This window comes from candidate division KSB1 bacterium (assembly GCA_022566355.1).
GTDB lineage: Bacteria > Zhuqueibacterota > JdFR-76 > JdFR-76 > DREG01 > JADFJB01.
The window spans coordinates 1-13,126 of the sequence record JADFJB010000124.1 but is presented as its reverse complement, the minus strand read 5'-3'; the positions used below and the strand labels follow the sequence as shown (position 1 = coordinate 13,126).

General features: G+C 38.5%; 12 protein-coding genes and 1 pseudogene. 10 read left to right on the top strand and 3 right to left on the bottom strand.

What is annotated here, in order from left to right; all coding sequences use genetic code 11:
- Window positions 1-121: 121 nt before the first annotated feature.
- Both IIC38_17110 and IIC38_17105 read right to left on the bottom strand, forming a co-directional pair.
- Entirely contained in the window at window positions 122-382 is a 261-nt protein-coding gene (locus IIC38_17110) for a type II toxin-antitoxin system VapC family toxin (protein ID MCH8127652.1), read from the bottom strand.
- A complete protein-coding gene (locus tag IIC38_17105) occupies window positions 379-585 on the bottom strand; it encodes an AbrB/MazE/SpoVT family DNA-binding domain-containing protein (protein MCH8127651.1) in 207 nt (68 codons plus the stop codon). Before IIC38_17105 ends, IIC38_17110 begins: the two co-directional genes overlap by 4 nt.
- 249 nt (window positions 586-834) lie before the next feature.
- Between IIC38_17105 and IIC38_17100 the strand changes: the two genes are divergently transcribed.
- The 6 genes and pseudogenes from IIC38_17100 (at window position 835) to guaB (ending at window position 9,332) form a co-directional block, all read left to right on the top strand.
- Complete coding sequence (locus IIC38_17100) at window positions 835-1,812, top strand: S9 family peptidase (protein ID MCH8127650.1); 978 nt, start codon at window positions 835-837, stop codon at window positions 1,810-1,812.
- Window positions 1,813-1,943: 131 nt separating this feature from the next.
- A complete protein-coding gene (locus IIC38_17095) occupies window positions 1,944-2,168 on the top strand; it encodes an AbrB/MazE/SpoVT family DNA-binding domain-containing protein (GenBank protein MCH8127649.1) in 225 nt (74 codons plus the stop codon).
- A pseudogene (locus IIC38_17090) lies at window positions 2,168-2,568 on the top strand (type II toxin-antitoxin system VapC family toxin). Before IIC38_17095 ends, IIC38_17090 begins: the two are co-directional and overlap by 1 nt.
- 796 nt (window positions 2,569-3,364) lie before the next feature.
- The gene (locus tag IIC38_17085) at window positions 3,365-6,316 is read left to right on the top strand and encodes a hypothetical protein (GenBank protein MCH8127648.1); all 2,952 of its coding nucleotides are present in this window, start codon (window positions 3,365-3,367) and stop codon (window positions 6,314-6,316) included.
- A 4-nt stretch (window positions 6,317-6,320) separates the two neighbouring features.
- Window positions 6,321-7,847: a histidine ammonia-lyase gene (hutH, locus tag IIC38_17080; GenBank protein ID MCH8127647.1), complete on the top strand. Its 1,527-nt coding sequence runs from the start codon at window positions 6,321-6,323 to the stop codon at window positions 7,845-7,847.
- Between the two features lie 24 nt (window positions 7,848-7,871).
- Window positions 7,872-9,332, top strand: coding sequence for an IMP dehydrogenase (guaB, locus tag IIC38_17075; GenBank protein ID MCH8127646.1), 1,461 nt, complete (start codon window positions 7,872-7,874; stop codon window positions 9,330-9,332).
- A gap of 135 nt (window positions 9,333-9,467) precedes the next feature.
- Here the strand turns inward: guaB and rpsT are convergent, their stop codons facing one another.
- Window positions 9,468-9,722, bottom strand: a complete 255-nt coding sequence (rpsT, locus tag IIC38_17070; protein ID MCH8127645.1) for a 30S ribosomal protein S20 — start codon at window positions 9,720-9,722, stop codon at window positions 9,468-9,470.
- Between the two features lie 109 nt (window positions 9,723-9,831).
- Between rpsT and IIC38_17065 the strand changes: the two genes are divergently transcribed.
- The 4 genes from IIC38_17065 (at window position 9,832) to gatB (ending at window position 12,874) form a co-directional block, all read left to right on the top strand.
- Entirely contained in the window at window positions 9,832-10,446 is a 615-nt protein-coding gene (locus tag IIC38_17065) for a DUF2953 domain-containing protein (GenBank protein ID MCH8127644.1), read from the top strand.
- Window positions 10,447-10,465: 19 nt separating this feature from the next.
- A complete protein-coding gene (locus IIC38_17060) occupies window positions 10,466-10,849 on the top strand; it encodes a sporulation protein (GenBank protein ID MCH8127643.1) in 384 nt (127 codons plus the stop codon).
- A 104-nt stretch (window positions 10,850-10,953) separates the two neighbouring features.
- Window positions 10,954-11,145: a hypothetical protein gene (locus IIC38_17055; GenBank protein MCH8127642.1), complete on the top strand. Its 192-nt coding sequence runs from the start codon at window positions 10,954-10,956 to the stop codon at window positions 11,143-11,145.
- Between the two features lie 280 nt (window positions 11,146-11,425).
- Window positions 11,426-12,874, top strand: a complete 1,449-nt coding sequence (gatB, locus tag IIC38_17050; GenBank protein MCH8127641.1) for an Asp-tRNA(Asn)/Glu-tRNA(Gln) amidotransferase subunit GatB — start codon at window positions 11,426-11,428, stop codon at window positions 12,872-12,874.
- Window positions 12,875-13,126 lie beyond the last annotated feature (252 nt).

Below are 13,126 nucleotides of genomic sequence, written 5' to 3'. Positions count from 1 at the left end.
ATATAAAAAATATCCGGAACGTTTTGTGAAGGGAAAACCAGAAGTGAAAAGGTTGCAGCAAATGGTGTGGATTAATAAACCGAAAAACTAGCTTAAATAAAAAATGAAAAGTGTCTCATTTTTATTGGCAGGAACCGCTTATTTTTGCAGCATTCAATGATATTGTCGAATCTATATCAACTACGGTACCTTGTTGCATGAGTGATATAGCTTGTAACGCATCGGTTTCATCTCTCTGTTGAAGTATCTTTTTAAATACTTCCAATAAGTTAATTGTGGAGACAATTAAATCTACTGTATTTTCTATTGCTGGAGCGAAAACATCCGAATTTTTATCATCAGAAAAATATTCTAGCCAACCTGAAGAATCTACTAAGTTCATATTCGGTCTTTTTCTCTTTTGATTGTTGTATCTATTCCTTTGAGAAAGCCCTTCATATCCTTTATATTTCTCAATGGGATAAATTCAATCCTATTTTGATAAGAAATGAGTTGAAGTTTTTGGCCAACTTTTATATTTAATTGATCACGAATTGCTCGAGGTATTACAACTTGATATTTTGGAGAAACGGTTACTGTTACCATATTAAGTCTATCGAATTTTTTTAGTATTACGTTAAATATATCGATACATGTTAAGTATGTCAAGTTTAAATATTTAGGGTATAATTTAAATATCGACATATTACAGACAGAACAATCATTAAAACATTGGAGGCAGGAATTATGAAACAGAAATTATTAATTATCTTTTTGACCGTAATCATTTTGATTGGGTTGGGTGCAATTCTAAATGCCCAATCAAAGGAAGACGAAAGCGCCGAATTAAAATACATGAAGCAACAATTCGAAAGCCTGAATCACAGGCTCAGTCAACTGGGTAAAGCGGTCGATGATATCATGTGGTATCATAAAATTGGCGATGTTGCTTTTGTAGATAAAGTAAATTTAACCGGACCGCCGCGCTGGAAAGAGAAAAATCCAACCGCCCAGGGCGCCGGTAACCCGGTTCGGTTTCCCAGCTATATTTTTCTCCCTAAAAATTATGACAGCAATAAAAAGTATCCGTTACTGGTGTTGCCTCATGGCGGTGTGCACAGCAATTTTAATTCGTTCTATACGCACATTATTCGTGAATTAATAACACAGGGATATATAATCGTGGCGCCGGAATATCGCGGCAGTACGGGTTACGGCAAGAGGATGTACCAGCTCATCGATTATGGCGGATTGGAAGTGGAAGATGTATTCGCCAGCCGCAATTATATGATCGAGAATTATAAGATAGTCGATGCCAACCGGGTTGGTATTTTGGGCTGGAGTCATGGCGGTCTCATCACATTGATGAATCTATTCAATCATCCAAATGACTATAAAGTTGGATTCGCCGGCGTGCCGGTCAGCGATATTATCGCCAGGATGGGATACAAAACCCAGCGTTACCGTGAATTGTATTCGGTTGATTATCATATCGGCAAATCCGCCTATGAAGACGTGGAAGAATACCGCCGCCGATCGCCGGCCTGGAATGCGGAAAAATTACAAACTCCCTTGTTAATTCACACGAATACCAATGATGCGGATGTGAACGTTCTTGAAGTGGAGCATCTCATCAAATCATTGAAAGCAGCCGGAAAGAAGTTCGAATACGAGATTTTCAAGGATATACCGGGCGGCCATTCTTTCGATCGCATTGATACCAAACATGCGAAGGAAACCAGGCTCAAGATTTACAAATTCCTGGCTGGCTACTTAAAGCCTGCAAATCCTTTTAACACTGTGAATGATTTGGTCAAGGCTGGATATCGGTGAGACAAATAATCCCTTGCATAGGTCTATACTCAGAAGTTTATGCGAGTCGCGGAAAGTTGAAAAAATCATTTAAGAAAAATCTTGGGAATAATTATCTTTCGTATATATTGTTGTATATACTGGAGGTGTAAATGAAAAATGCAAAAGTATTCAAATCCGGCAATAGCCAGGCCATTCGTTTGCCAAAAGAGTATCGCTTGGATGTTGATTCAGTCCAAATAAATAAAATTGGCAATTTATTGGTATTGATTCCAAAAGATAATCCCTGGGCAAATTTTATTGATGGAGTAAATGAAGCAGATGAATTCCCAAATATTGATAACAAAAGGCTTGGTCTGAAAAAAGTCAAAATTTAATGAAATATTTAGTAGACACGAATATTCTAATTTACTTGATGAATTCAAAATCTTTGAAAGTTACAGAAAAAGTTTACAACGAGAAGTATTGAGGAATTTTGTGTGTCATCAATTACTGTAGCGGAATTGATATATGGAGCCAGGAAAAGCAAGAATATTGAAAAGAATTTAAATGCTGTAATAAAAATATTATCTCCTTTTGCAATAATAGACTTTACTAGTATGGATGCGTTTGAGTATGGAGATATCCGAACGGATTTAGAAACAAAGGGTAAAGTTATTGGTGCAAATGATTTATTAATAGCCGCTCAGGCAAGAAGACTAAATTTGGTTGTACTAACAGCAAATACAAAGAGAATATAAGCGCGTTGAAAGACTGAATGTAAAAAATTGGTGTTAGATTGAAAGGCTGTCATTTATTATATTTAATGGTCTATTTAAAATTAGTGGGGTGTTCTATACCCCAGGTTAATATGTGGTAATAAAGCAGAAGTTTATACGAGTCGCGAAAAGTCACAATTCAAGCTTAAATTGGCTTCTGATAATACCATTGTCTTACATTGTCCTGAACTGACCAGGGCGCGTGCTCTATGATTTAGTTTAATGCTCTCTCAAAGTTTATTAAAACAGAATGTTAATTGCTCTTGAATCCTTAGCAGCTCAGACTCTCGTTATAAATATTTAAAAGTAAATACTACAATATTGTTGATAGTCGCCTAACTGGCTGAGGATAAAAGAATTAATCTTCTTCTCGAAGAATGGAAAGGAAATGTTTCACTCTATATTGACCAGGACAAGAGGGGATTCGAGCGTATAAAAATGTATGTAATTATCAATGGCGGTTTATTAGTATTTTTTAGAATAACTATAGAATATCCATTGATCGGATTAGCTCTTGTGCTTGTCGGAATCTTTATTACCATAGCAACGTGGGCAATAAGCAACCGAGCACACGCTTTCATTCTCCTAAGTATCTCCGGTCAGGAATTAGTCGTTTACAAATGGAATTGGCTGTATTTGTATCTAATACGGTAATTTATAAACTTCTTCAATAGGTCTCTTTGAAGACATCTATTGGTTAAAATCAACCCAACTTAATCCAATCCCCACCTTCCACCTTTGGAAATTGTATTGAATTTGATAGTGCAATAGCCTAACTTACTAGACAAAATTTCCATTGAATAATATTAAAAGTAATGAAACTTCGCACGCCCTCTCAAATTCTTCAATTATTTAAACTTTCCGATTTCGTTTGCCTGGATTTTGAGACCACGGGCCTGGATCCGCAAAATTCAGTGATTATAGAAGCGGCTGCTGTAAGGATCAAAGAGGGTAAAGTTACGGATAAATACCATTCTTTGGTATCATTTGATGGCGAATTGCCTGAAGCGATTACAAATCTCACCGGGATCACCGATGCTGATCTTGTGGGTCAACCTACTATGGAAACCGTCATTTTCGAATTGGTTGAATTTATCGGCGACTCAACTATTGCCGCACACAACCTGGCTTTCGATTTGGGTTTCCTGGAAGAAATGATAATACGCATGGATGATCCGTCTCTTGCACACCATATAAATTTTAAAAATCCGGCTCATATCGATAGTTTACTACTCGCGCGTATTTTATTGCCGAGATTGAGAGCACATAATTTGGAGTTCTTAATCGAGACATTTGGCATAAAGACCGACACCCAACATCGTGCTCTTGAGGACGTAATGGCTGAAATCCAGGTTCTCGATAAACTTTTGATCTATTTATTTGAACTTCCAAATATCACTTTAGCTCAATTGACAACGGCTACTTCGGGATATTCGAGTTTTATCTCAGAGCTGTTGCATGGTTTGAAGGAGTATCGAACCCGGAAGGATGCTTTTGCCGATTTGTCATTGCCAAAAGTCAAATTTGATTACCCTGAAAGTGCGAATATTTATTATCGAAAATCAAACGGAAATGGCAGGCTGCCTTTGCCAATGGATGCAAACGAAGTTGCATCTATTTTCGATGAAAACGGCATTCTGGCAAAGTCTTTGAAGTCCTATGAATTTCGTGAAGAACAGATTGAAATGGCCCGGGAAATATGCTTAGCATACAATAATGAGCAATTTTTAATGATTGAAGCGGGAACCGGGACAGGTAAATCATGGGCATACCTGGTCCCCGCTATTTTCTGGTCGCAGTTGCATCCGCCGCCCAATGGACGAACGGTTATCTCCACCAACACCAAAAATTTGCAGGATCAGATATTCTACAAAGATCTTCCGTTTTTGCATAAATATTTGCCGGTAGATTTTCAAGCGGTCGTCTTAAAGGGACGGCACAATTATATCTGCTTGCATCGCTGGGAGAAATTCCTGGCCAATTTAGATTTTGCTAAAGATTTAAAGACCATTGAAGAAATTCTTCCTTTGATCGTTTGGGTGAATGAAACATCCACTGGCGACATTGAAGAATGCAGTTCATTCAATCCGAATCACTCTATACGAATTTGGTTGGAAATTCGATCCGATGGTCATTACTGCAAAGGTATGGCGTGCCCTGCAAAAGACCGCTGCTTCATCAATAAGGTTCGCCGGGCATCACGGGAGGCGGACATCGTAGTAGTGAACCATGCCCTTCTATTGAGTGACTTGATTTCCGATATGGCGATTTTGTCGGAATACCAAAACCTTGTAATCGATGAAGCCCAAAATCTTGAAGATACGGCAACCCAATATTTTGGCCTGGATTGGTCCGATCGAATGATATCTCAATTTGTTGCCCCTTTGGTGAATGAAACAGGGGAGACCAGGAATGAGGTAAATAGGCTTTCCAATTTACTCAAACAGCAATCGTGGCTGGATGGTTCGGTTTTAAGCGATTGTCTCACCAGTGTAAATCGTGTGAGAAATACGGCCGATACACTCAGAATTAATGATGCTAATTTCTTTCAAAGTTTAAGGGAAGAGATCATTGCGAATCAAATTCAACCCAGTAATTATGCAATAAAGGTTCGCTACAAGAATTTTGCGGAAGCTTATCCGAAAGTTCAAAAGGAAAGCCAGGATCTCCTGAAAACTATCAGCCAGCTAGAATCCGAACTGGAATTGCTGAATCGGAATCTACATGAAATTGCAATCTCGCAATTTAACGAAGACCATAAATTATTTTTTGAAGATCTGTGCATATTTTTTCTGGGAGCGTATGATAATATTCTAGGCTGGCGAAATGCGCTCAATCGCTTCCTTGTGGAGAATCGCGAAGATGAAATTCTTTGGATTGAATATTTTTCTAAAAAAGAGAACTTAAACATTCATTTTCGTTCGGCGCCTTTGGAAGTTGCACCCTTGTTAAAAGAGCGCTTGTATAGCCGCCTAAGCACCGCCATTTTTACATCGGCGACATTAAGTATTGACGACTCCTTCGCATTTTTCGAACAACGATTAGGTATCGATCTGCTTCCGGATCAGCAGCGTCAAACGAAAATATTGGGTTCTTCCTTTGATTATGATTCGCAAATACGTGTCCTAGTACCCAGTTTCATACCAAATCCGCGCCATCCACAATTTGTCCAAGAGTGCTCGGATATCATTCAAGACGTTGTTATGGATTCGCGGAGAGGCACATTGGTGTTGTTTACATCATACAAAATGTTGGACGAGGTTTTCGGCAATCTAAATCCCAATTTGAGATCTCAAAATATAATACCTTTGGCCCAAGGTAAAAGCGGTTCCAGGAACAACCTGTTGCGCATGTTCAGGGAGCGGAAAGCGCATATTTTGTTTGGCACCCAGAGTTTCTGGGAAGGAATTGATGTACCGGGAGAAGCCTTGGAAATGCTCATTATCACCAAAATCCCATTTGAAGTGCCTTCGGATCCGGTTGCCCAGGCGAGATCCGATATTATCGAGCAAGCGGGTGGTAATAGTTTTTATGATTATTCGGTTCCCAATGCGGTGCTTAAATTCCGCCAGGGAATAGGGAGATTGATCAGATCGAAAAGTGACAGGGGCATCGTCTTGTTATTGGATACCAGGATGGTTTCATCACGATATGGGTCGATTTTTCTGAATTCATTACCGGTCACTCCGGAAATTATCTCAGAACGTCAAGTCCTTTTGGAACGAATTCATGATTGGTTTGATCATGAAACGATATTAGAAAAGTAAATAAATGAATGAAATAAAATTTAATGGTGAAGAGTTAACCCTTGGCCAACTGTGGCAAATTTCCATGGAAAACGCCAAAGTTGTCATCGATGAAAAGTCTTTTAAAATTGTTGACAGATCGAGAGAAATTGTAGATAGGGCAATTCAGAAAAACCAAATTATCTATGGAATAACAACTGGTTTTGGCAAACTAAGCGATATCCAAATCTCGCCTAAAGATATCACTCAATTACAAATTAATTTGTTAAGAAGCCATTGTGCAGGAGTTGGCCGGCCGGCGCCTCCTTCGGTTTGTCGGGCAATGATGGCCTTGAAGCTAAACAATCTTCTTCGCGGATTTTCAGGCGTCCGAAGGGAAGTAATCATACAATTACAGGAATTTTTGAATCGAGGTATTTTACCTGTTATTCCAAGCAAAGGTAGTGCGGGTGCCTCCGGAGATTTAGCGCCATTGGCTCATATGTCCTTGGTTTTGATTGGCGAAGGCGAGGTCAAGATAAATGGGGAAAGTGTTAATGGTGCAGAGGTGTTAAAAAAATTTGATTTACAGCCCATAGAATTGCAAGCTAAAGAAGGACTATCCCTGATTAACGGCACACAGTACATGACTGCAATAGCAGCATTAGTGGTTTTTCGAGCAAAGTGGTTCGTCAAAACTGCTGACATCATTGCGGCTATGACAGTGGATGGAATGAAAGCCACGCCTGTTGCTTTCGATTCTCGCATTCAGGCAATTCGCAACCAGGTGGGGCAGATGGAGAGCGCTCAAAATCTTACCGCTTTGATTGCTGGCAGCGAAATCAGGTTATCCCATGTGGAGTGCTCAAAAATACAAGACGCTTATTCGATTCGATGCATACCTCAGGTACATGGCAGTTGCCGGGATGCAATCAGGTATGTTTCAGAGATCGTTGAACGGGAAATTAATGCAGTAACAGATAATCCAATTGTGTTTCCGGTGGAAGGTGAAATTGTGTCGGGTGGTAATTTTCATGGAGCACCAATCTCAATGGTATTGGATTTCCTGGCTATTGCAATCGCCGAATATGCCAGTATCTCCGAACGCAGAATAGCACTAATGATGGACTCTAATTTTAGTGAATTAACAGATTTTCTAACTCCAAAACCCGGTTTGAATTGTGGTTTCATGTTAGCGCAAGTCACGGCTGCATCTTTGGTTTCTGAAAACAAAACATTGTGTCACCCAGCCAGTATCGATACCATTCCAACATCTGCGAACAAGGAAGATCATGTCAGTATGGGAGCGAATGCCGCTAATAAAATGTTGCAAGTTCTTGAAAATACTGAAAATGTGTTGGCAATCGAATTATTGTGTGCTGCACAAAGCATCGATTTGCGAGCTCCGCTTCTTCCAGGCAATGGTATTACAAAAGCTCACAACCATCTGCGTAATAAAGTGTCTTTTTTGGATCAAGATAGAATTTTGTCAAAAGATATTGAAATAGCAAACAATCTTATTTCAAGTTTTAGCTTGGTTCAAGAAGTTGAAAAAGAAATACAAATGCAGTGATTTTACTCACTTCTGGAGTTTTCCATGAATAATGAAAAAATACTAAAAGAAGGTTTAACATTTGATGATGTTCTTCTTGTTCCTGCCGAATCTGCAGTGATCCCGAAAGAGACAGATGTTAAAACCAGAATTTCACGCAATATTCAATTGAATATTCCATTGGTAAGTGCGGCAATGGATACGGTTACAGAGGCAAAACTGGCGATAGCCCTGGCACGCGCTGGTGGGATTGGGATTGTGCATAAAAATATGGGGATCCAGCAACAAGCAACTGAAGTTGACAAAGTTAAACGTTCTGAAAGCGGTATGATGATTGACCCGGTTACTTTGCCACCAGGAGCGAGGGTCAAAGATGCGCTGGCAATCATGGAGCGTTATCGTATTTCAGGTGTGCCTGTTATAGAAGGGAAAAAGCTGGTCGGAATTTTAACAAACCGGGATTTGCGTTTTGGCGTCGATTTTAATTTACCCATTTCTGAATTGATGACAAAGGATAATTTGGTGACCGCTCCAGTTGGCACTTCGATGAAAGACGCAGAAAAACTGCTCCACCATCATCGTATCGAGAAGTTACTCATCGTCGATTCTCAATTCCAACTTAAAGGTTTGATAACTGTAAAGGATATCCAAAAGAAGGTAATGTATCCAAATGCATGTAAAGATAGCCATGGCCGTTTAAGAGTTGGCGCAGCAGTTGGTGTTAGAAGCAATACTTTGGAAAGGGTTTCGGCTTTAACAGAAATGGAAGTGGATGTGGTTGTCGTTGATACTGCTCATGGTCATTCAAAAGACGTTTTGCAAACTGTTGAAACGATTCGCCGGCAATTCCCCAACATTGAATTGATAGCCGGCAATATTGCGACATCCCAGGCTGCGGAGGCGCTCATTGATGCCGGAGTAGATGCTATTAAAATCGGCATCGGACCAGGATCTATTTGTACGACACGTGTTATTGCCGGTGTCGGAGTGCCGCAAATCACCGCAATAATGGATTGTGTTAAAGTGACAGACATTCATAACATTCCGATAATTGCCGATGGCGGAATACGAAATACGGGCGACATTGCAAAGGCAATTGCTGCAGGAGCGCATTCTATTATGATTGGTAGTTTGTTCGCAGGATTAGAAGAAAGTCCCGGGGAGACCATTTTGTATGAAGGCAGGAGCTATAAAACGTATCGGGCTATGGGTTCCATTGCTGCCATGAAAGAAGGCAGTGCAGATCGCTATTTTCAGGATGATGAGCAGAAAAAGTTTGTTCCGGAAGGAATCGAAGGACGCGTACCTTATCGAGGGAAATTAGCCGATGCCGTCTTGCAAATGGTTGGTGGTTTGCAAGCCTCCATGGGATACTGTGGGGCTCGAGATGTTGAGGAAATGAGAACAAAAACTCAATTTATTAGAATGACTGCAGCGGGTTTAAGAGAAAGCCACCCCCATGACATCATCATCACCAAGGAAGCGCCTAATTACCAGGTTAGTTAAAAGATTGAAATCTTAAGCTGGAATTTTAAAAGTGAGATTAATAGAAATAAAAAACCGGGGTCACGAACTGCATCGGGTTTAGGGGGAGTTACCGATCACAGTACGTTCGCCCGGTATATTGTTGAATTCGACTATTTATGCTAACTTTGCTAATGAATGAGCCAAGTGTGACTTTTTATTGGCAGCGTTATTCGGATGTATAACCCTTTTAGTTGCCAGCCTGTCTAACAATGATTCTACAACTCGCAATTGTGGTTCTGCTTTTTCCTTGGAATCTAATGCTAAGAATTTTTTTGTTTCTGTTTTTAATTTGGATTTATATGACTTATTTCTAAGTCTTTTTTTTTCGTCTTGACGAATTCTTTTTATTGCTGATTTATGTTGTGCCATTTTAACTCCTTAAAACCGAGAAAAATATATTAAAAAATTGTAAGGCTGTCAAATAAAAGTTTAGATAATGATACCGTTCTATAAATTTTTTTAGAAAGATATTTAAGATATGGTTACTTTTGGGCTTCTTACCGGATTGTTTCTATTGTTTATTGTTGTAATGCTAGCAGCACAGACTCGGATTCACGTTGCAACGACCCGAAATAATGGTTCACAAAAATTTATGGTCAATTTAGATTTGTTGTATGGTTTTGTTACGATTAAGTACATTCAAAATTCATCTGACAGAATTATGCAAATCCGGATAAAAAAGATTGTTTTGTTAAATCAAACAAGAAAGGTTGATAAAAAAATCCAGGTAAAGAGAAATGAATCTATTAAGAAGACCGAAAAAGAACAAAAACTATTTCAAAATCTTAGAAACATTAACTGGTCGATTTGTAAATATCGACTAAAGAAAATAATTGGTAATTTTTCTAATCCGACACTTAGTGGAAATTTTAAAATTGGCTTAAAAAACCCGATGTTTACAGGTATCCTGCATGGGTTTTTTTGTATGATTACTGGAATGCTGCCACAAGCCGGACGAAACATTGTGTTACAACCGGTATTTAATAGGAAATGTCTGGTTTATAATATTAATTTTTCAACAATGTTCAGGCCATTTCTCATTATATGGCATGGGCTATTATTATGGAATAAATTACGGAATGCTAAAAATTAATTGCAAATCTGGAGGTTAAGTGGAAATAAATGAAATGATTGAAAAATTGTTGGCAGAATTAGGACAATTGGTTCGCACGGAATCAGTTGTGGGTAAACCTATTCAAACAGGTGACACAACTGTTATCCCTGTTTCCAAAATTTCATTTGGTTTCGGTGGCGGCGGCGGAAGTACACCCAGTAAAAAAAGTGAATCAGGAGAAGGATCCGGTTTTGGCGGCGGCGCTCAAATTGAACCGGTGGCCTTTATTGTGATTCACGATGGTAAAGCCCAATTGCTAAATGTTCAGGATAAAGAAGGATTCGGCATAGGCAAGGTAATTGATTTGATCCCGGAGATAATCGATAAAATAAAGGACCTGCGCGGTAATAGAGAAAAAAAGGAAAAAGAAACTAAAGAATAATTCTTTTAGGTTCTAAAATTCACCATTTTTTCTATTGAAAATTATTGGAAATGTTCGATATTAAAGTGTTAATAAATTCAAATAAAATGACTTTAATTCCAACAATGAAATCGAATCCAACGATAAATCAATTAGAATTGTTTAGGCTCCCGGATTATAAATCGGTTGAAATTCAAATAAAGCAACTTGAAGGTGAGATTTCGTCGGCGATTCGATTCGGTGATTTTAATCGTGCAGCTAATTTATCAATTGAACAAAAAAACCTGCTTGAATTTCAAATTCAATCAACCAACTAGATTCAGCTTATTTGTAGTTGAATCTCCAGCAATTTTTTCTTAAGTTTCATCTAATTTCTAAAAAAAACTCTTAACTTGGATAATTCATGAATCATGTTTTTAATCTTACAAAATCCAATGTCATTCCGTCGCAACTGGATGCTGCAGAGTGTCGTTCCCAAATGTTTTCAGGCTGTCCGAGAAGCCCAAAAATGACAGTTTTATAAACCAGTGATAAGATTCATGAAATATCCTGGTTAATTAAGCAAGTCAGACTAATTTTTATTACGACTAAAAATTTATGCAATACGAAACAGTAATCGGGTTGGAAGTTCACGCCCAGTTAAAAACAAAATCGAAAATATTTTGTAATTGCAGCACAAAGTTTGGCTCTGAGCCCAATACACAAGTTTGCCCGGTCTGTTTAGGTATGCCGGGTGTCCTGCCTGTGCTAAATTCAAAAGCTCTCGAGTTTGCCGTTAAAACCGGGATGGCTACAAATTGTACGATTAATGAACATTCACTTTTTGCGCGAAAAAATTATTTCTATCCGGATCTGCCAAAGGGTTACCAGATCTCTCAATTTGAAAATCCCATTTGTGAAAACGGCTTTGTCGAAATCGAATTGGAAGGACAAACTAAAGCCATTGGTTTGATTCGAATCCATTTAGAGGAAGATGCAGGGAAATCAGTTCATGCGGAAGAATGGGTCCCGGAAGGCGAAACTCTTATCGATTTAAATCGATGCGGAACACCCTTGATGGAAATCGTAAGCCAACCCGATATTCGTTCACCCAAAGAAGCTTTCCTTTATCTGACTCAATTAAAAAGTATTCTTGAGTACCTGGATGTTTCGGATTGCAATATGGAAGAAGGCAGTTTGCGCTGTGATGCAAACGTTTCAATTCGACCTCAAGGGAGTAGTGAGTTCGGAGTAAAAACCGAAGTGAAAAACATGAATTCTTTTCACGGCGTCGAAAAAGCCCTCGAAATTGAAGTCGAGCGACAGAAAAATTTAATAGAGCGGGGTGATGCAATTATTCATCAAACTTTATTGTGGAATGCTAAGCAAAATAAAGTAACGCCAATGAGATCTAAAGAGGAAGCAAATGACTACCGCTACTTTCTGGAACCGGATTTAGTCCCATTGCAAATGGATAAAGAATGGCTGCACCAAATGAAGGAAACAATTCCTGAACTGCCTCTTGAAAAAAAGAACAGGTTTATTAAAGAGTACGGAATTTGTGCAAATAATGCTGATGTATTGGTTTCTTCACTAGAGGTTGCTGATTTTTTCGAAGCAACAAGCCAACTATTTGATGATGCTAAATTCAGCTGTAATTTTATTTTGAGTGCGGTTTTACGTTATTTAGGCGAAAAAAAAACGTTGCTTTCGAACACAAAATTAACCCCTAAGCTTTTGGCTGAGTTATTGAACCTGGTTAAGAATGGCACCATTAGTTTAAATATCGCCAGAAAAATCTTCACTGATGTCGTCGAATCCGGTATATCTCCAAGTAAATTAATCGAACAAAAAGGATTGTCTCAAGTTAGTGATGAGTCCGAATTATTGCAGGTTATAAAAGAGGTTCTTGATGCAAACCCGGGCGAAGTACAAAAATTCCTGGATGGAAAAGAGCAGGTAATCGGTTTTTTTGTTGGCCAGGTGATGAAAGCTACAAAAGGCCAAGCCAATCCCAAAATAGTGAATCCAATCTTGCGAAAACAGTTGGCAGAAATCGATAAATAAGTTTTACTTAAATTAATCTATTTGGCTATTAACCTGCACTATTCATGAATTTTTGCCACAAAGACTCTAAGTCACTAAGAATATTAAAGTTATAAAGAAGATTACTATGAACCAATTTTCGGTCGATATAAAAAATCAATCTTTCTTAACCTTTATTTTTTAAAGCTTTGTGTCTTTGAGTCTTGTATGTTTAAAGTTTTAAGTTTTTATGTTTTTTTCCATTACAAATAGTTCTTTTATTTTTTAATAAGA

Bases quoted from the DNA above. Each gene is read 5' to 3' on its own strand.
- IIC38_17110 (MCH8127652.1), bottom strand. From the start codon at position 382: ATGAACTTAGTAGATTCTTCAGGTTGGCTAGAATATTTTTCTGATGAT.
- IIC38_17105 (MCH8127651.1), bottom strand. From the start codon at position 585: ATGGTAACAGTAACCGTTTCTCCAAAATATCAAGTTGTAATACCTCGA.
- IIC38_17100 (MCH8127650.1), top strand. From the start codon at position 835: ATGAAGCAACAATTCGAAAGCCTGAATCACAGGCTCAGTCAACTGGGT.
- IIC38_17095 (MCH8127649.1), top strand. From the start codon at position 1,944: ATGAAAAATGCAAAAGTATTCAAATCCGGCAATAGCCAGGCCATTCGT.
- IIC38_17085 (MCH8127648.1), top strand. From the start codon at position 3,365: ATGAAACTTCGCACGCCCTCTCAAATTCTTCAATTATTTAAACTTTCC.
- hutH (MCH8127647.1), top strand. From the start codon at position 6,321: ATGAATGAAATAAAATTTAATGGTGAAGAGTTAACCCTTGGCCAACTG.
- guaB (MCH8127646.1), top strand. From the start codon at position 7,872: ATGAATAATGAAAAAATACTAAAAGAAGGTTTAACATTTGATGATGTT.
- rpsT (MCH8127645.1), bottom strand. From the start codon at position 9,722: ATGGCACAACATAAATCAGCAATAAAAAGAATTCGTCAAGACGAAAAA.
- IIC38_17065 (MCH8127644.1), top strand. From the start codon at position 9,832: ATGGTTACTTTTGGGCTTCTTACCGGATTGTTTCTATTGTTTATTGTT.
- IIC38_17055 (MCH8127642.1), top strand. From the start codon at position 10,954: ATGAAATCGAATCCAACGATAAATCAATTAGAATTGTTTAGGCTCCCG.
- gatB (MCH8127641.1), top strand. From the start codon at position 11,426: ATGCAATACGAAACAGTAATCGGGTTGGAAGTTCACGCCCAGTTAAAA.